The organism is Pseudomonas migulae, from assembly GCF_043225285.1.
Taxonomy (GTDB): Bacteria; Pseudomonadota; Gammaproteobacteria; order Pseudomonadales; family Pseudomonadaceae; genus Aquipseudomonas; species Aquipseudomonas migulae_C.
In genome coordinates this window covers 4,015,685-4,032,936 of the sequence record NZ_CP171224.1, presented here as the reverse complement: position 1 = coordinate 4,032,936, position 17,252 = coordinate 4,015,685, and the positions used below count along the sequence as shown (strand labels likewise).

The 17,252-nt window shown below is 61.8% G+C and carries 13 protein-coding genes; 10 read left to right on the top strand and 3 right to left on the bottom strand.

Going from position 1 to position 17,252, the window contains the following annotated elements; translation table 11 throughout:
* Positions 1-20 precede the first annotated feature (20 nt).
* The 3 genes from dapD to ACF6ZU_RS18400 all read left to right on the top strand — a co-directional run bounded on the left by dapD (position 21) and on the right by ACF6ZU_RS18400 (position 2,850).
* Positions 21-1,055, top strand: coding sequence for a 2,3,4,5-tetrahydropyridine-2,6-dicarboxylate N-succinyltransferase (gene dapD, locus ACF6ZU_RS18410; RefSeq protein ID WP_392885761.1), 1,035 nt, complete (start codon positions 21-23; stop codon positions 1,053-1,055).
* A gap of 188 nt (positions 1,056-1,243) precedes the next feature.
* Positions 1,244-2,449 (top strand): aminotransferase class V-fold PLP-dependent enzyme, encoded by a 1,206-nt coding sequence (locus ACF6ZU_RS18405; RefSeq protein ID WP_392885759.1) that lies wholly within the window; start codon positions 1,244-1,246, stop codon positions 2,447-2,449.
* Positions 2,446-2,850: a SufE family protein gene (locus ACF6ZU_RS18400; protein WP_392885758.1), complete on the top strand. Its 405-nt coding sequence runs from the start codon at positions 2,446-2,448 to the stop codon at positions 2,848-2,850. Before ACF6ZU_RS18405 ends, ACF6ZU_RS18400 begins: the two co-directional genes overlap by 4 nt.
* Before the next feature lie 94 nt (positions 2,851-2,944).
* Here ACF6ZU_RS18400 and tcdA read toward each other — a convergent pair whose 3' ends face one another.
* Positions 2,945-3,757 (bottom strand): tRNA cyclic N6-threonylcarbamoyladenosine(37) synthase TcdA, encoded by an 813-nt coding sequence (tcdA, locus tag ACF6ZU_RS18395; protein WP_226298699.1) that lies wholly within the window; start codon positions 3,755-3,757, stop codon positions 2,945-2,947.
* Between the two features lie 217 nt (positions 3,758-3,974).
* On the opposite strand from tcdA, the gene ACF6ZU_RS18390 reads away from it, so the two are divergent.
* The 4 genes from ACF6ZU_RS18390 (at position 3,975) to ACF6ZU_RS18375 (ending at position 9,221) form a co-directional block, all read left to right on the top strand.
* The gene (locus tag ACF6ZU_RS18390) at positions 3,975-6,566 is read left to right on the top strand and encodes a glycosyltransferase (RefSeq protein WP_392885756.1); all 2,592 of its coding nucleotides are present in this window, start codon (positions 3,975-3,977) and stop codon (positions 6,564-6,566) included.
* 235 nt (positions 6,567-6,801) lie between these two features.
* Entirely contained in the window at positions 6,802-7,953 is a 1,152-nt protein-coding gene (dapE, locus tag ACF6ZU_RS18385) for a succinyl-diaminopimelate desuccinylase (protein WP_392885754.1), read from the top strand.
* The gene (locus tag ACF6ZU_RS18380; RefSeq protein WP_392885752.1) at positions 7,953-8,762 is read left to right on the top strand and encodes a putative RNA methyltransferase; all 810 of its coding nucleotides are present in this window, start codon (positions 7,953-7,955) and stop codon (positions 8,760-8,762) included. The genes dapE and ACF6ZU_RS18380 overlap by 1 nt, the downstream gene beginning before the upstream one ends.
* A gap of 81 nt (positions 8,763-8,843) precedes the next feature.
* Positions 8,844-9,221, top strand: a complete 378-nt coding sequence (locus ACF6ZU_RS18375) for a hypothetical protein (RefSeq protein ID WP_392885750.1) — start codon at positions 8,844-8,846, stop codon at positions 9,219-9,221.
* Between the two features lie 146 nt (positions 9,222-9,367).
* Here ACF6ZU_RS18375 and ACF6ZU_RS18370 read toward each other — a convergent pair whose 3' ends face one another.
* Entirely contained in the window at positions 9,368-9,577 is a 210-nt protein-coding gene (locus tag ACF6ZU_RS18370) for a cold shock domain-containing protein (RefSeq protein ID WP_123498143.1), read from the bottom strand.
* A gap of 223 nt (positions 9,578-9,800) precedes the next feature.
* On the opposite strand from ACF6ZU_RS18370, the gene plsB reads away from it, so the two are divergent.
* From plsB to ACF6ZU_RS18355, 3 genes are all read left to right on the top strand, one after another.
* A complete protein-coding gene (gene plsB, locus ACF6ZU_RS18365) occupies positions 9,801-12,302 on the top strand; it encodes a glycerol-3-phosphate 1-O-acyltransferase PlsB (protein WP_392885749.1) in 2,502 nt (833 codons plus the stop codon).
* A 119-nt stretch (positions 12,303-12,421) separates the two neighbouring features.
* Complete coding sequence (locus tag ACF6ZU_RS18360; RefSeq protein ID WP_392885747.1) at positions 12,422-12,820, top strand: YbaY family lipoprotein; 399 nt, start codon at positions 12,422-12,424, stop codon at positions 12,818-12,820.
* 42 nt (positions 12,821-12,862) lie between these two features.
* The gene (locus ACF6ZU_RS18355) at positions 12,863-13,552 is read left to right on the top strand and encodes a DUF4197 domain-containing protein (protein ID WP_392885745.1); all 690 of its coding nucleotides are present in this window, start codon (positions 12,863-12,865) and stop codon (positions 13,550-13,552) included.
* Between the two features lie 634 nt (positions 13,553-14,186).
* Here the strand turns inward: ACF6ZU_RS18355 and ACF6ZU_RS18350 are convergent.
* Positions 14,187-17,252 carry an efflux RND transporter permease subunit gene (locus ACF6ZU_RS18350; RefSeq protein ID WP_392885743.1) on the bottom strand — a complete coding sequence of 1,022 codons (3,066 nt, stop codon included), beginning with the start codon at positions 17,250-17,252 and terminating at the stop codon, positions 14,187-14,189.

Here is a 17,252-nt window from a genome sequence, read left to right as displayed (position 1 = left end):
ATTTTGTTAGAGGTATTCACATGTCCACTACCCCATTCAGCCTGGCCTTCGGTGTCGGCACGCAAAACCGTCAGGGCGCCTGGCTGGAAGTGTTTTACGCACAGCCACTGCTCAACCCGTCGGCCGACCTGATCGCCGCCATCGCCCCGGTTCTGGGCTACACCGAAGGCAACCAGGCGATCGCTTTCACCACCGCCCAGGCTTCGCAACTGGCTGAAGCAGTCAAGGGCATCGACGCGGCACAGGCCGCCCTGCTGACCCGTCTGGCCGAAAGCCACAAGCCGCTGGTCGCGACCATTCTGGCTGAAGACGCGCCGCTGACCTCCACGCCTGAGGCCTACCTCAAGCTGCACCTGCTGTCCCATCGTCTGGTCAAGCCGCACGGCCTGAACCTGGCCGGCGTGTTCCCGCTGCTGCCGAACGTGGCGTGGACCAGCCAGGGCGCGATCGACCTCGCCGAACTGGCCGAGCACCAACTGGAAGCCCGCCTGCGCGGCGAGCTGCTGGAAGTGTTCTCCGTGGACAAGTTCCCGAAAATGACCGACTACGTGGTTCCGGCCGGCGTGCGTATCGCTGACGCGGCACGTCTGCGCCTGGGCGCCTACGTGGGCGAAGGCACCACCGTGATGCACGAAGGTTTCGTCAACTTCAACGCTGGCACCGAAGGCCCGGGCATGATCGAAGGCCGCGTTTCCGCGGGCGTCTTCGTCGGCAAGGGTTCGGACCTGGGCGGCGGTTGCTCGACCATGGGCACCCTGTCGGGCGGCGGCAACATCGTGATCAAGGTCGGCGAAGGCTGCCTGATCGGCGCCAACGCCGGTATCGGTATCCCGTTGGGCGACCGCAACACCGTTGAATCGGGCCTGTACGTGACCGCTGGCACCAAAGTGGCGCTGCTGGACGAGCACAACAAGCTGGTCAAAGTGGTCAAGGCGCGCGAACTGGCTGGTCAGCCTGACCTGCTGTTCCGTCGCAATTCGGAAACCGGTGCCGTGGAATGCAAGACCCACAAATCGGCGATCGAACTGAACGAAGCGCTGCACGCTCACAACTAAGAGCGTCACACGATCTTCCCGTAGGAGCGAGCCTGCTCGCGATGGACGTTAACGATAACGCGCTGTGTCAGACGGTACGCGTCGTCAGTGAATCCATCGCGAGCAGGCTCGCTCCCACAGGAGTCTGGCGTATTCCCGGCCCGTTGGGTCAGGCGTAAGTCCGCCCATGTTCAACAGGGCCCGATAGCATGATGATTCTCTCCCCCTGGCGCGCCGACTTTCCGGCCATCGCCGCGCTGCAACGGCAAGACCAGACCTACCTGGACAACGCCGCCACCACGCAAAAACCTCAAGCCCTGCTGGATGCCCTGGCGCATTACTACGCCAATGGCGCGGCCAACGTGCATCGGGCGCAACACCTGCCCGGCGCCCACGCCACCCAGGCGTTCGAGGGCAGCCGCAACAAGGTCGCGCAATGGCTCAATGCCGGCGACAGCGGTCAGATCATCTTTACCCACGGCGCCACTTCCGCGCTGAACCTCCTGGCCTATGGCCTGGAACCGCTATTCAATCCGGGCGATGAAATTGTCATCAGCGCCCTGGAGCATCACGCCAACCTGCTGCCATGGCAGCAACTGGCCCACCGTCGCGGTGCGAAACTGGTGATCCTGCCGCTGGATGCCGACGGCTTGATCGACCTGGAAGCCGCCCCCGCGTTGATCGGCCCGCAGACCCGCCTGCTTGCGGTCAGCCAGTTGTCCAACGTGCTCGGCGCCTGGCAGCCATTGCCCGCCCTTCTGGCGATGGCCAAGGCCCACGACGCGCTGACCGTGGTCGATGGCGCCCAAGGTGTGGTCCATGGCCGGCACGATGTGCAGGCACTGGGTTGCGACTTCTATGTGTTTTCCAGCCATAAGCTCTACGGCCCTGATGGCCTGGGCGTGTTGTTCGGGCGCCACGAAGCGCTCAAGCAACTGCGCCATTGGCAGTTCGGCGGTGAAATGGTGCTGGACGCGGATTACCAGCACGCACGCTTCCGCCCGGCGCCACTGGGTTTCGAGGCCGGTACGCCGCCGATCTCCAGTGTTATTGGTCTGGGCGCGACGCTGGACTATCTGGCGGGACTCGATCAGGACGCGGTCTCGGCCCATGAAGCGGCACTGCACAATTGCCTGTTGAAAGGCCTTGAGGCGCGTAACGGCATTCGCCTGCTGGGCAAACCGCAACTGGCCTTGGCGAGTTTTGTCGTCGAAGGTGTGCATAACTCGGACCTGGCGCATTTGCTGACCGAACAAGGCATCGCGGTTCGCGCCGGTCATCACTGCGCCATGCCGCTGCTGAAAAGCTTCGAGCTGGCCGGGGCGATTCGGGTGTCGCTGGCGTTGTACAACGATTCCGAAGACCTGGAACGGTTCTTCGAAGCGCTGGATCAGGCGCTGGAGTTGCTGCGATGAACTTGCCTGCCGCTGCCGCCTCCGCGCTGGAAACGTTTCAGAACGCCGCCGGCTGGGAACAACGGGCGCGGCTGCTGATGCAGTGGGGCGAACGTCTGCCGGCGTTGAACGATGTGGATAAGGTGGACGCCAACCGCGTGCATGGCTGTGAAAGCCAGGTGTGGCTGGTGGGATCGTTGCAGGACGGTCACTGGCAGTTCGCCGCGAGCAGCGATGCGCGGATGATCCGCGGGTTGGTGGCGCTGTTGCTGGCGCGGGTCAACGGGTTGTCGGCGGTCGAGTTGCGACAGGTGGATTTGCCGGACTGGTTCAATCAGCTTGGACTGTCGCGACAGCTCTCCCCTTCGCGCAGCAATGGCCTCAATGCCGTGTTACAGCGGATGAATGAGTTGGCGGGTTAATTGCCATCGCCGGCAAGCCGGTCTCGCTCCCACATTTGAATGCGTTTCCCTGTGGGAGCGAGCCTGCTCGCGATGAGGCCATCAGCCACACCGATCAAACCTCGGGTTTGATGCGATCTGCCGGGCGCCGAACACCCGCCACAATCTTGTCCACAGCCTTGGTCGCCGCGACCATCCCGAACGTCGCCGTCACCATCATCACCGCGCCAAACCCGCCGGCGCAGTCCAGCTTCACGCCATCGCCGACAAAACTTTTCTGCAGGCAAATGCTGCCGTCCGGTTTCGGATAACGCAGTTGCTCGGTGGAAAACACGCACGGCACGCTGTAATGGCGGGTCACGGTGCGGGAGAAGTTGTAGTCGCGGCGCAGGGTCGATCGCACTTTCGAGGCCAACGGGTCGTTGAACGTACGGTTCAAGTCGCAGACCTGGATCAGCGTCGGGTCGATCTGCCCGCCCGCGCCGCCGGTGGTAATGATCTGGATCTTGCGGCGCTTGCACCAGGCGATCAGCGCAGCCTTGGCGTTGACGCTGTCGATGCAGTCGATCACGCAGTCGATGTTCGGCGTGATGTACTCGGCCATGGTGTCGCGAGTGACGAAATCCGCCACCGCGTGCACCGTGCAATCCGGATTGATCCCGCGCAGGCGCTCGGCCATGACCTCGACCTTGGGTTTGCCGACAGTGCTGTCCAGCGCATGCAACTGGCGGTTGGCGTTGCTCACGCAGACGTCATCTAGGTCGAACAGGGAAATCTCGCCGACACCGCACCGGGCCACGGCTTCCGCCGCCCAGGAACCGACGCCACCGACGCCGACGATCGCCACGTGTGCCGCGCGCAGGCGTTCCAGCCCCTCGATGCCATACAAACGGGCGATGCCTGCAAACCGCGGATCTTCTGTACTCATGACCATTACCCCAAAAACCGGCGCGCATTATAGGGCCACACGGCAAAAGATCTAAGCTACAAGCGACAAGTGTAAGAACTTATGTGAAAGCAGATTGCCCAATGTCCGGCATTTCCCTGTCCGCTGTACGGTCAGTGAACGCCCGGTGTAGGATGCGCGCCCCTTGGCGCATGCCGACCGTTCCTTCGTTCCACAGCCTTTGGAACCCGAAATAGCTATGTCATCGCGTAAATTTGGACTCAACCTGGTGGTGGTGCTTGCCATCGCTGCCTTGTTTACCGGCTTCTGGGCGTTGATCAACCGCCCGGTCAGCGCCCCCAACTGGCCCGAACAGATCTCCGGCTTCTCGTACTCGCCGTTCCAGCAAGGCCAGTACCCGCAGAAAGCGCAGTACCCGACCGACGACCAGATGCGTCGCGATCTGGAGATCATGAGCAAGCTGACGGACAACATCCGTACCTACTCGGTCGATGGCACCCTGGAAGACATTCCGAAACTGGCCGAAGAATTCGGCCTGCGGGTCACGCTGGGGATCTGGATCAGCCCGGACCTTGAACGCAACGAGCGTGAAATCACCCGCGCCATCGAAATCGCCAACTCCTCACGCAGTGTGGTTCGCGTGGTTGTAGGCAACGAGGCGATCTTCCGTAAGGAAATTACCGCAGCCGAGCTGGGCGTGATCCTCGATCGCGTCCGCGCGGCCGTGAAAGTGCCGGTGACCACCTCCGAGCAATGGCACGTCTGGGAAGAACACCCGGAGCTGGCCAAGCACGTCGACCTGATCGCCGCGCACGTGCTGCCTTACTGGGAGTTCATTCCGGTGGACAAGGCCGGCCAGTTCGTCCTCGACCGCGCCCGCGACCTGAAAAAGATGTTCCCGAAAAAACCGCTGCTGCTGTCGGAGGTTGGCTGGCCGAGCAACGGCCGCATGCGCGGCGGCACCGATGCGAGCCCGGCGGATCAGGCGATCTACCTGCGCACGCTGGTGAACAAGCTCAACCGCCAGGGTTTCAACTACTTCGTGATCGAAGCGTTTGACCAGCCGTGGAAGGCCAGCGACGAAGGTTCGGTGGGTGCGTATTGGGGCGTGTTCAACGCCGCGCGCCAACAGAAATTCAACTTCGAAGGCCCGGTGGTTGCGATCCCGCAATGGCGCGTGCTGGCCATCGGCTCGGCCGTGCTGGCGTTGCTGTCCCTGACCTTGCTGATGATCGACGGCTCGGCGCTGCGCCAACGCGGCCGCACCTTCCTGACCTTTATCGCGTTCCTTTGCGGTTCGGTGCTGGTGTGGATCGGCTACGACTACAGCCAGCAATACAGCACCTGGTTCAGCCTGACGGTCGGATTCCTCCTGGCGCTCGGTGCCCTCGGCGTCTTCATCGTCCTGCTGACCGAAGCGCATGAACTGGCCGAAGCGGTCTGGACCCACAAGCGCCGGCGTGAATTCCTACCCGTGGAGGGCGATTCGGACTACAGACCGAAAGTGTCGATCCACGTGCCGTGCTACAACGAGCCGCCGGAGATGGTCAAACAGACCCTCAACGCCCTGGCCAACCTCGACTATCCGGACTTCGAAGTCCTGATCATCGACAACAACACCAAAGACCCGGCGGTCTGGGAACCGGTGCGCGATTACTGCGCAACCCTCGGCCCGCGCTTCAAGTTCTTCCACGTCGCCCCGCTGGCCGGCTTCAAGGGTGGCGCACTGAATTACCTGATTCCGCACACCGCCAAGGACGCCGAAGTCATTGCGGTGATCGACTCGGACTACTGCGTCGACCCGAACTGGCTCAAGCACATGGTGCCGCACTTCGCCGATCCGAAAATCGCCGTGGTGCAGTCGCCCCAGGATTACCGCGACCAGAACGAAAGCACCTTCAAGAAGCTCTGCTACGCGGAATACAAAGGCTTCTTCCACATCGGCATGGTCACCCGTAACGACCGTGACGCGATCATCCAGCACGGCACCATGACCATGACCCGGCGCTCGGTGCTCGAGGAACTCGGCTGGGCCGACTGGTGCATCTGTGAAGACGCCGAGCTGGGTCTGCGGGTGTTCGAGAAAGGTCTGTCGGCGGCGTATTACCACACCAGCTACGGCAAGGGCCTGATGCCCGATACCTTTATCGACTTCAAGAAACAGCGTTTCCGCTGGGCATACGGTGCGATCCAGATCATCAAGCGTCACACCGCCAGCCTGCTGCGCGGCAAGGACACCGAGCTGACCCGTGGCCAGCGTTACCACTTCCTCGCGGGCTGGTTGCCGTGGGTCGCGGACGGCATGAACATTTTCTTCACCGTCGGCGCGCTGTTGTGGTCGGCGGCGATGATCATCGTGCCGCAGCGGGTCGATCCGCCGTTGCTGATTTTCGCGATCCCGCCACTGGCGCTGTTCGTGTTCAAGGTCGGCAAGATCATCTTCCTGTACCGTCGCGCCGTTGGCGTGAACCTGAAGGATGCGTTCTGCGCGGCGCTGGCCGGCCTGGCGTTGTCGCACACCATCGCCAAAGCGGTGCTGTACGGCTTCTTCACCAGCAGCATTCCGTTCTTCCGCACGCCGAAAAACGCCGACAACCATGGCTTCTGGGTGGCGATTTCGGAGGCGCGTGAAGAGGTGTTCATCATGCTGCTGTTGTGGGGCGCGGCGCTGGGGATCTTTCTGGTCAACGGGCTGCCGAGCAACGACATGCGCTTCTGGGTGATCATGCTGCTGGTGCAGTCGTTGCCTTACCTGGCGGCGCTGATCATGGCGTTCCTGTCCTCGCTGCCGAAACCGGCGGTCGAGGCCGAAACGGCACCGGCAGTCTAAATCTTTGCAGATGCACTAAACGGCGGCCAATGGCCGCCGTTTTGCTTTAAGATAACCGCCATTTTGCGGGGCTTGGCGGAACACGGTTTGTCGATCGAACCCAATCCCTGTGGGAGCGAGCCTGCTCGCGATTGCAATGTAACAATCACCATTTATGTTGACTGACACACCGTAATCGCGAGCAGGCTCGCTCCCACATAGCCCATGCCCATATTCAAGTTTTCCGGAGTTTTCCATGACGGCCCACGCCGACCTTTCGCCGACCCTTCAACTCGCCATCGACCTGATCCGCCGTCCGTCCGTGACGCCGGTCGACGCCGATTGCCAGAAGCAGATGATGCAGCGCCTGGGCGATGCCGGTTTCACCCTGGAGCCGATGCGCATCGAAGATGTGGATAACTTCTGGGCCACCCACGGCAAACACGACGGTCCGGTGCTGTGCTTCGCCGGCCACACCGACGTGGTGCCGACCGGCCCGGTGACCGCCTGGCAGATCGACCCGTTCAACGCGCTGATCGACGAACACGGCATGCTCTGCGGCCGTGGCGCGGCGGACATGAAAGGCAGCCTGGCGTCGATGACCGTGGCCGCCGAGCGCTTCGTCGCCGATTACCCGGACCACAAGGGCAAGGTCGCCTTCCTGATCACCAGCGACGAAGAAGGCCCGGCGCATCACGGCACCAAGGCCGTCGTCGAGCGCCTCGCCGCGCGCAAGGAACGTCTGGACTGGTGCATCGTCGGCGAACCGTCGAGCACCACCCTGGTGGGTGACGTGGTCAAGAACGGCCGTCGCGGTTCCCTGGGCGCCAAGCTGACCGTGCACGGTGTGCAAGGTCACGTCGCCTATCCGCACCTCGCCAAGAACCCGATCCACCTCGCCGCCCCGGCGCTGGCCGAACTGGCCGCCGAACACTGGGACCACGGCAACGATTTCTTCCCGCCGACCAGTTTCCAGATTTCCAACGTCAACTCCGGCACGGGCGCGACCAACGTGATTCCCGGTGATCTGGTGGCGGTGTTCAACTTCCGCTTCTCCACCGAGTCCACCGTGGAAGGCCTGCAAAAACGCGTCGCCGACATCCTCGACAAGCATGGCCTGAACTGGCACATCGACTGGGCACTGTCCGGCCTGCCGTTCCTCACCGAGCCGGGCGCTTTGCTGGATGCGGTGGCGTCGAGCATCAAGGACATCACCGGTCGCGAGACCAAGGCATCCACCAGCGGTGGCACCTCCGACGGCCGCTTCATCGCGACCATGGGTACGCAAGTGGTTGAACTGGGCCCGGTCAACGCGACCATCCACCAGGTCAACGAACGCGTACTGGCCGCCGACCTCGACGTGCTGACCGAAATCTACTACCAGACCCTGATCAAGTTGCTCGCCTGATGCTGGCCTGCCCGATCTGCAGCGAACCGCTGAACGCGGTGGACAACGGCGTGGCCTGCCCCGCCGGGCATCGTTTCGACCGCGCGCGCCAGGGTTACCTGAACCTGTTGCCGGTGCAGCACAAGAACAGCCGCGACCCTGGGGATAACCTGGCGATGGTCGAAGCCCGCCGCGACTTCCTGAACGCCGGCCATTACGCGCCGGTAGCCAGGCGCCTGGCGGAACTGGCGGCCGGGTATGCGCCGCAACGCTGGCTGGACATCGGTTGTGGCGAGGGTTACTACACCGCGCAAATCGCCGAAGCCCTGCCGAACGCTGACGGTTACGCGCTGGACATCTCCCGGGAAGCGGTCAAACGCGCCTGCAAGCGCAATCCGCAGCTGACCTGGTTGATCGCCAGCATGGCGCGGGTGCCGTTGGCCTCGGGAAGCTGCCAGTTTCTCGCCAGCGTCTTCAGCCCGCTGGACTGGGAAGAGGCCAAGCGCCTGCTCAGCCCCGGCGGCGGCCTGATGAAAGTCGGACCGACCAGCGGCCATCTGATGGAATTGCGCGAGCGCCTGTACGACGAAGTGCGCGAGTACACCGACGACAAGCATCTGGCCTTGGTGCCGGACGGCATGGCGCTGCAACACAGTGAAACCCTGGAATTCAAACTGACGCTTGCAAGCGGTCAGGATCGCGCCAACCTGTTGGCCATGACGCCCCACGGCTGGCGCGCCAGTGCCGAGCGCCGGGCGGCGGTCATCGAGCAGGTCGAACCGTTCGAGGTCACTGTTTCGATGCGCTACGATTACTTCATTCTTCAATAGTTATTAATTTTGGCCTTGAGCAACAGCTTGAGGCCGGCTAAATCCGCGAATGGATTTTTCAGACCCGCAGTGAGGACATCCATGCGCCAACCCGATATCGAGATTTACCTGAAAGACGCCGACGTCGACTACAAGGCCATCGCCACCTGGCTCGGCGAAGCGTTGGGCCCTTGCACCGACTGGGTTCAGAAAGGCCAGACCTTCAAATGCAAGGCCGGCAACGTGCCGGTGACCTGGCTGCCGAAAGCCGTCGGCAAATGGAACAGCCTGTACCTGGAAAGCGACCAGACCCCATGGGAAGACGACATCGCCTGCGCCCGCGCCGCGTTTGCTGCGCTGAACGTGGAAGTGCGTTGCGCACCGGGGAGCTGGGTCGAGGAAGAAGGCGAGGAGACAGCGGATCGCTGGATGCGCATCAGCGCCGACGGTGAAGAAGAGATCACCTGGAAAACCGCTTAAAAGCAGCACACCGAACCTGTAGGAGCGAGCCTGCTCGCGATGGCCGTCAACGATAGCGCGCCCATTCCGGGTAAACGCGGCGTCCTTGAGTTCTTCGCGAGCAGGCTCGCTCCTCCAGTGGATTTTCGGTGACCTGAGGATTGGATTTACAGCCCCACCACATCCTCAGCCTGCAACCCCTTCTCGCCCGATACCACGGCATATTCGACCTGTTGGCCTTCAGTCAGCGAACGATGCCCCTCACCGCGAATCGCGCGGTAGTGCACGAACACATCCACCCCGTCCTCACGCTGAATGAAGCCGTAGCCCTTGGCGTCGTTGAACCACTTCACGTTGCCGGTTTCACGTGTTGCCATCTGTTCATACTCCTTTTTTATTATTGATCGGGCTTTTCGAAGGAAAGCCTCGGGAACTGATAAGTGCCACTGTATGGCCACTGCTGGCTCGCCGAGTATATGACAGGCGTGAAAACTCTCAACTCACTTTACTTAAGTGCTTTTTTGCCGATTTTCAGTGAATCCGGCACACTATCGACCGCCCGAGCACATGCTCGGTTTTATTCACTCATGCAGATGCCGTATGACCCGTTCCCCGTTCCGCCGTCTTGTGTTTGGCACCCTGCGCCGACTGCTCTATCTCTGGGTTCGCTCGGAAACGATCAATCAGTCGTCGTTCACCCTCAACCTCGACCGCAGCCGTCCGGTGTTCTACGTCCTGCAAAACCCTTCGCTGACCGACCTCGCCGTGGTCGACACCGAATGCCGCAAGGCCGGTTTGCCACGCCCGGTGCTGCCGGTGTCGGTGGGTAACCTGCTGGAGCCTGCCGCGTTCTTTTACCTGACGCCGGAGCCTGACTGGCTCGGTCGCCAGGACAAACGCGGGGCGCCGCCGACCCTGACTCGCCTGGTCAGTGCCCTGAGCCAGAACGCCGCCGAAGACGCGCAGATCATTCCGGTCAGCGTGTTCTGGGGCCAGTCACCGGACAGCGAATCGAGCCCGTGGAAACTGCTCTTCGCCGACAGCTGGGCCGTGACCGGTCGCCTGCGCCGTTTGCTCAGCATCATCGTGCTTGGGCGCAAGACCCGCGTGCAGTTCTCCGCGCCGATTCACCTGCGCGAACTGATCGACCACAACAAGGGCCACGAACGCACCGTGCGCATGGCCCAGCGGATTCTGCGGGTGCACTTCCGCAACCTCAAAGCCGCAGTGATCGGCCCGGACATTTCCCACCGCCGCAACCTGGTCAAAGGCCTGCTGAACCAGCCGCTGGTCAAGCAAGCCATCCTCGACGAAGCCGAGCGCGAGAACATCTCCCCGGAGAAAGCCAAGGCCCAGGCCCTGCGCTACGGCAACGAGATCGCCTCGGACTACACCTACACCGCGATCCGTTTTCTGGAAGTGGTGCTGAGCTGGTTCTGGAACAAGATCTACGACGGGATCAAGGTCAACCACATCGAAGGCGTGCAGAAGGTCGCCCAGGGTCACGAAGTGATCTATGTGCCGTGCCATCGCAGCCACATCGACTATCTGTTGCTCTCGTACCTGCTGTTCCGCAACGGCCTGACCCCGCCGCACATCGCCGCTGGGATCAACCTCAACATGCCGGTGATCGGCAGCCTGTTGCGACGTGGCGGTGCGTTCTTCATGCGCCGTACGTTCAAGGGCAACCCGCTGTACACCTCGGTGTTCAACGAATACCTGCACACCCTGTTCACCAAAGGTTTCCCGGTCGAATACTTCGTCGAGGGCGGCCGTTCGCGCACCGGGCGCATGCTGCAGCCGAAAACCGGGATGCTGGCGATCACCCTGCGCAGCTTCCTGCGTTCGTCGCGCATGCCGATCGTTTTCGTGCCGGTATACATCGGCTACGAGCGCGTGCTGGAAGGCCGGACTTACCTCGGAGAATTGCGTGGGGCGAGCAAGAAGAAAGAATCGATCTTCGACATCTTCAAAGTCATCGGTGCGCTCAAGCAACGCTTCGGCCAGGTGGCGGTGAACTTCGGCGAACCGATCAAACTGGCGGAATTCCTCGACAGCGAACAGCCGGACTGGCGCCAACAGGAACTCGGCCCGCAGTTCAAGCCGGCGTGGCTCAACGAAACCACCAACCGCCTCGGCGAGAAAGTTGCGCAGCACCTCAACGAGGCCGCGGCGATCAACCCGGTCAACCTGGTGGCGTTGGCGTTGCTGTCCACCAGCCGCCTGGCGCTGGACGATCGCGCCATGGCGCGGGTGCTGGATTTGTATCTGGCGCTGCTACGCAAGGTCCCGTACTCGCCGCACACTACATTGCCGGAAGGTGATGGCCGCGCGCTGATCGAGCACGTGAAGGACATGGACCTACTGTCCGAGCAGAGCGACGCGCTTGGCAAGATTCTGTACCTGGACGAGCAAAACGCCGTCCTGATGACCTACTACCGCAACAACGTCCTGCACATTTTCGCGCTGCCGGCACTGCTCGCGAGCTTCTTCCAGAGTGCCTCGCGCATGAGCCGCGAGCAGATCCTGCGCTACACCCGCGCGCTGTATCCGTACCTGCAATCGGAGCTGTTCATCCGCTGGTCGCTGGACGAACTGGACGGGGTGATCGATCAATGGCTCGAGGCGTTCGTCGAGCAAGGCCTGCTGCGTTTCGAGAACGACGTTTACCTGCGCCCAGCGCCAAGCTCGCGGCATTTCGTGTTGCTGACCCTGCTGTCGAAGAGCATCGCCCAGACGCTGCAACGCTTCTACATGACCGTTTCCCTGTTGCTCAACAGCGGCCAGAACAGCATCAGCGCCGAAGAACTGGAAGACCTGTGCACGGTGATGGCCCAGCGTCTGTCGATCCTGCATGGCCTGAACGCGCCGGAGTTCTTCGACAAGAGCCTGTTCCGCCATTTCATCCAGACCCTGCTAGACCTCGACGTGCTCAAGCGTGACGAAGCCGGCAAGCTGAGCTATCACGAACTGCTCGGCGAACTGGCCGAAGGCGCAGCCAAGCGGGTGTTGCCGGCGGAGATTCGTTTGTCAATCCGTCAGGTGGCGCTGCATCGCAGCGAAGATGCGGCGGACCTGGTCGCCACCCAGCCCGAGCAATAACGCAAAACCCCTGTAGGAGCGAGCCTGCTCGCGATGGCGGTTTCACATTCAATACTTGTGTTGTCTGGTAGACCCCAATCGCGAGCGGGCTCGCTCCCACATTGATATGGAGACATCCGATGAAAAAACTCTCTCTACTGGCCATCGCCGCTTTGCTGGGAGCCTGTCAGTCAATGCAACCCGCCGCCAAGACCAGCCTCGACGGCGAAGTCTTCTACCTGCAACGCATCGCCCTGCCGCCAACCGCCACCCTCAGCGTCAGCCTGCAGGACGTGTCACTGGCCGATGCGCCCGCCGTGGTACTCGACGAGCAGAAAGGCCCGGTCAAAGGTCAGGTGCCGCTGCCGTTCCATCTGAGTTACGATCCGGCACAGGTCAAACCGGGCCATCGTTATTCCGTCAGCGCTCGCATCGAGGTCGACGGTAAATTGCTGTTCATCACCACCGAACATCACGCCGTGCAACTGGATGGCAGCGATCCGCAGCCCCTGAAGATTCGCGTCGACGCTGTCCGTTAGACTGACCTTTTTGAACACTCCTACTTGAACAAGGAAGCCGCCATGTTCCGCCCTACCCTTCGCTTCGCCGGCCTGTGTGCAGGCTTGATGATCTCCGCCAGCGCCCTCGCGCTGTCGCTCGGCGACCTGTCGCAGAATGACGCCACCGGCGGCCTCAAGGATGCCCTGACCCAAGGCGCGCAACTGGCGGTCAAGCAGCTCGGTACACCGGGCGGGTTCAGCAACAACCCGGACGTGAAGATCGAATTGCCGGGCAAACTGGGCAAGGTCGCCAGCAAAATGAAACAGTTCGGCATGGGCGACCAGGTCGATCAACTGGAAACCAGCATGAACAAAGCGGCTGAAACCGCCGTGACCCAGGCCCAGCCGATCCTCGTGGATGCAGTGAAGAAAATGTCCGTTGCAGACGCCAAGGGTATCCTCAGCGGCGGCAACGATTCCGCCACGCAGTACCTGAACAAAACCAGCCGCGAACAGATCCGCGCCAAGTTCCTGCCGATCGTCAAGCAAGCCACCGATCAGGTTGGCCTCGCCAAGCAATACAACTCGTTCGCGGGCCAAGCGGCGACCATGGGCGTGGTGGATGCGAAGAGCGCCAACATCGAAAGCTACGTGACCGAGCAGGCACTGAACGGTTTGTTCGAGATGATCGGCAAACAGGAAGAAACCATCCGCAAGAACCCAGCGGCAGCCGCGACCAGCCTGGCGAAGAAGGTGTTCGGCACGCTCTAAACCAAAACACAAAACCCTGTGGGAGCGAGGCTGCTCGCGAAAGCGGTGTATCAGTCGAATTTGATGTCGGCTGTCTCACCGCTTTCGCGAGCAGGCTCGCTCCCACAATGGTTCTGCGTATATCTGCTAGAACAGTTTGGTTGTCAGGCCGCCATCGCCGGCAAGCCGGCTCCTACAAAGGCGTGGTACATCCGCGAAATCAGGTCGGCTGTCAGGCCGCCATCGTCGGAACGCCGCCCGCAGCAAGCCGGCTCCTACAATGGATCGGCGTACACCACCCACCAAACCACGAGGTCGAGCGTTAGCTCGCCTTGCGCTTTTGATCTTGATCCACCCGCCCCTTCGGGAGGCCGAGTGGAGGTTCTGCGCAGTGGGCAACCCGGCATGGATGCCGGGTTAGCCGCCCCCGGCCATGGATGGCCGATGGCGGCGGGCCCACGGAGCAGGACCGGAGCGAGGGAACGCCGAGCCTTGGCGAGGGGCCGGACGCCGGGGCGAGACCTTTGGTTCCTTTGGGGCGTTTGCCAAAGGGACTCGCCGTAAGGGCGAAACCATAAGCGGCCGTTACCGCAGAAATGGATATGTACCCAGATAACAAGAACCTGGTCGGCCCGAAGGCCGCCAAGGTTACTCATCAAACCGCATCCTTTTTGATGCGAAACCAAGCTGCATACAGTGCCGGCAAAAACAGCAACGTCAGCGCCGTCGCCACAATCAACCCGCCCATGATCGCCACCGCCATCGGCCCGAAGAATACGCTGCGTGACAGCGGAATCATCGCCAGCACCGCGGCGAGCGCGGTCAGCACGATCGGGCGGAAACGCCGCACCGTGGCTTCGATGATCGCCTGCCACGGCTTGAGCCCGGCGGCGATGTCCTGCTCGATCTGGTCCACCAGGATCACCGAGTTACGCATGATCATCCCGGACAGCGCGATGGTCCCGAGCATGGCGACGAAACCGAACGGCTGACGGAACACCATCAGGAACAGGGTCACCCCGATCAACCCCAAAGGCGCTGTCAGAAACACCATCACCGTGCGTGAGAAACTGCGCAGTTGCAGCATCAGCAACGTCAGCACCACCACGATGAACAACGGCACGCCAGCCTTCACCGAGTTCTGCCCACGGGCCGAATCTTCCACGGTGCCGCCGACTTCCAGCAAATAGCCATCGGGCAATTCCGCACGGATCGGATCGAGGGTCGGCATGATCTGCTGCACCAGCGTCGCCGGTTGCTCCTTGCCATAGATGTCGGCGCGGACCGTGACGTTAGGCAGGCGATTGCGGTGCCAGATGATGCCTTCTTCGAAGCCGTATTCCAGCGTGGCGATCTGCGACAGCGCCACGCTTCTACCGTTGTCGGTCGACACCGCCAGGCTTGGCAGCAACGACAGTTCGGTACGCTCATGCAAAGTGCCGCGCAGGAGGATTTCGATCAACTCGTTGTCTTCGCGGTACTGGCTGACGCTGGAACCGGTCAGCGAGCTTTGCAGAAACTTCGACAGGTTCGCCGTGCTCACGCCCAGCGCACGGGCGCGGTCCTGATCGACATTCAGGTACACCACTTTGCTCGGCTCTTCCCAGTCCAGATGGACGTTGGCCACATGGGGATTTTCGCGAACCTTGGCTGCCACTTTGCGGGCCAGGGCGCGGACTTCCTCGATGTGCTCCCCGGTGACGCGGAACTGCACCGGATAGCCAACCGGCGGGCCGTTTTCCAGGCGAGTCACCCGCGAGCGCAGGGCCGGGAATTGTTCATTGAGGGTTTCGATCAGCCAGGTGCGCAAGGCTTCGCGCTCCTCGATCGACTTGGCCAGGACAACAAACTGGGCGAAGCTCGCCGCCGGCAATTGCTGGTCCAGCGGCAGGTAAAAGCGCGGCGAACCGGTGCCGACGTAGGCCACGTAATTGTCGATGCCGGCGTGATCCTTCAACAGCCCTTCAAGGCGTTTGACCTCGTCGGCGGTGTTGCTCAGCGAAGCGCCTTCGGCCAGTTTCAGATCGACCATCAATTCCAGCCGTCCCGAAGCCGGGAAGAATTGCTGCGGCACAAAACGGAACAGCACGATGGAGGCAATGAACAACACCACCGTCAGCGCGATCACCGTTTTGCGCCAGCGCACGCACCACTCCACCAGGCGGCGCACACGCGCATAAAAAGGCGTGGCGTACGGATCAGGCTGACCAGTGCCGTGCTTCGCTGCGTGAATTTTCGCCAGGTCCGGCAGGAGTTTTTCCCCCAGGTACGGCACGAACACCACCGCGGCAACCCACGACGCCAGCAACGCGATGGTGACCACCTGGAAAATCGAACGGGTGTATTCACCGGTCCCCGATTGCGCCGTGGCAATCGGCAGGAACCCGGCGGCGGTGATCAGCGTGCCGGTGAGCATCGGGAACGCGGTGCTGGTCCAGGCATAACTCGCGGCTTTGATCCGGTCGAAGCCCTGCTCCATTTTGATCGCCATCATTTCCACGGCGATGATCGCGTCGTCCACCAGCAAGCCCAGCGCCAGCACCAAGGCACCAAGGGAAATCTTGTGCAGGCCGATGCCGAGGTAATACATGCAGGCGAAGGTCATCGCCAGCACCAACGGAATCGCCAGGGCGACCACCATGCCGGTGCGTACACCAAGAGAAAAGAAACTCACCAACAGAACGATGGCCAGGGCTTCGACCAACACCTGCACAAACTCGCCGACGCCGGTTTTCACTGCCGCTGGCTGATCGGAAACCTTGCGCAGCTGCATGCCCGCCGGGAGGTTTTTCTGGATGCGGGCGAACTCGATTTCCAGCGCCTTGCCCAGCACCAGAATGTCGCCGCCGTCCTTCATCGCGACGGCAAGGCCGATCGCGTCTTCGGCCATGAAGCGCATGCGTGGCGCCGGAGGGTCGTTGAAACCGCGCCGAACGTTGGCGACATCGGAGATCCGGAACGTACGATCACCGACCCGGATCGGGAAGTTCTTGATCTCTTCGACTGTCTGAAAATTCCCCGAGACCCGTAGCTGCAATCGCTCGCTGGTGGTTTCGAAGAATCCCGCCGTCGACACCGCGTTCTGTTCTTCAAGCGCCTGCTGCACCGCCGCCAGCGGCAAGCCGAGGGTCGCGAGTTTAACGTTGGAGAGTTCGATCCAGATCTTCTCGTCCTGCAACCCGAGCAGGTCGACCTTGCCGACATCCTTGACCCGTTGCAGCTGGATCTGGATACGGTCGGCGTAATCCTTGAGCACCGCGTAATCAAAACCGTCGCCGGTCAGGGCGTAGATGTTGCCGAAGGTGGTGCCGAACTCATCGTTGAAAAACGGCCCCTGGATGCCCGGCGGCAAGGTATGGCGAATGTCGCTGATCTTCTTGCGCACCTGATACCAGAGTTCCGGGATCTCCACGGAGTGCATGGAATCGCGAGCCACGAACGTCACCTGGGATTCACCCGGTCGCGAGAACGAGACGATGCGCTCGTACTCGCCGGTTTCCATCAGCTTCTTTTCAATGCGCTCGCTGACCTGGCGCGACACCTCCTCGGCGGTGGCGCCCGGCCAGTTGGTGCGGATCACCATGGCCTTGAAGGTGAACGGCGGGTCTTCGCTCTGGCCGAGCTTGGTGTAGGAAAGCGCACCGACGATGGCCAGCAACAGCATCAGGAACAGTACGATCTGGCGGTTGCGCAGCGCCCATTCGGAAAGATTGAAACCCAT

Excerpts from the sequence above, each read along its gene's own strand:
- ACF6ZU_RS18390 (WP_392885756.1), top strand. The coding sequence starts at position 3,975 with ATGTCATCGCGTAAATTTGGACTCAACCTGGTGGTGGTGCTTGCCATC.
- ACF6ZU_RS18370 (WP_123498143.1), bottom strand. The coding sequence starts at position 9,577 with ATGGCAACACGTGAAACCGGCAACGTGAAGTGGTTCAACGACGCCAAG.
- ACF6ZU_RS18380 (WP_392885752.1), top strand. The coding sequence starts at position 7,953 with ATGCTGGCCTGCCCGATCTGCAGCGAACCGCTGAACGCGGTGGACAAC.
- ACF6ZU_RS18400 (WP_392885758.1), top strand. The coding sequence starts at position 2,446 with ATGAACTTGCCTGCCGCTGCCGCCTCCGCGCTGGAAACGTTTCAGAAC.
- ACF6ZU_RS18360 (WP_392885747.1), top strand. The coding sequence starts at position 12,422 with ATGAAAAAACTCTCTCTACTGGCCATCGCCGCTTTGCTGGGAGCCTGT.
- ACF6ZU_RS18405 (WP_392885759.1), top strand. The coding sequence starts at position 1,244 with ATGATGATTCTCTCCCCCTGGCGCGCCGACTTTCCGGCCATCGCCGCG.
- ACF6ZU_RS18355 (WP_392885745.1), top strand. The coding sequence starts at position 12,863 with ATGTTCCGCCCTACCCTTCGCTTCGCCGGCCTGTGTGCAGGCTTGATG.
- dapD (WP_392885761.1), top strand. The coding sequence starts at position 21 with ATGTCCACTACCCCATTCAGCCTGGCCTTCGGTGTCGGCACGCAAAAC.
- plsB (WP_392885749.1), top strand. The coding sequence starts at position 9,801 with ATGACCCGTTCCCCGTTCCGCCGTCTTGTGTTTGGCACCCTGCGCCGA.
- tcdA (WP_226298699.1), bottom strand. The coding sequence starts at position 3,757 with ATGAGTACAGAAGATCCGCGGTTTGCAGGCATCGCCCGTTTGTATGGC.
- ACF6ZU_RS18375 (WP_392885750.1), top strand. The coding sequence starts at position 8,844 with ATGCGCCAACCCGATATCGAGATTTACCTGAAAGACGCCGACGTCGAC.
- dapE (WP_392885754.1), top strand. The coding sequence starts at position 6,802 with ATGACGGCCCACGCCGACCTTTCGCCGACCCTTCAACTCGCCATCGAC.
- ACF6ZU_RS18350 (WP_392885743.1), bottom strand. The coding sequence starts at position 17,252 with ATGGGTTTCAATCTTTCCGAATGGGCGCTGCGCAACCGCCAGATCGTA.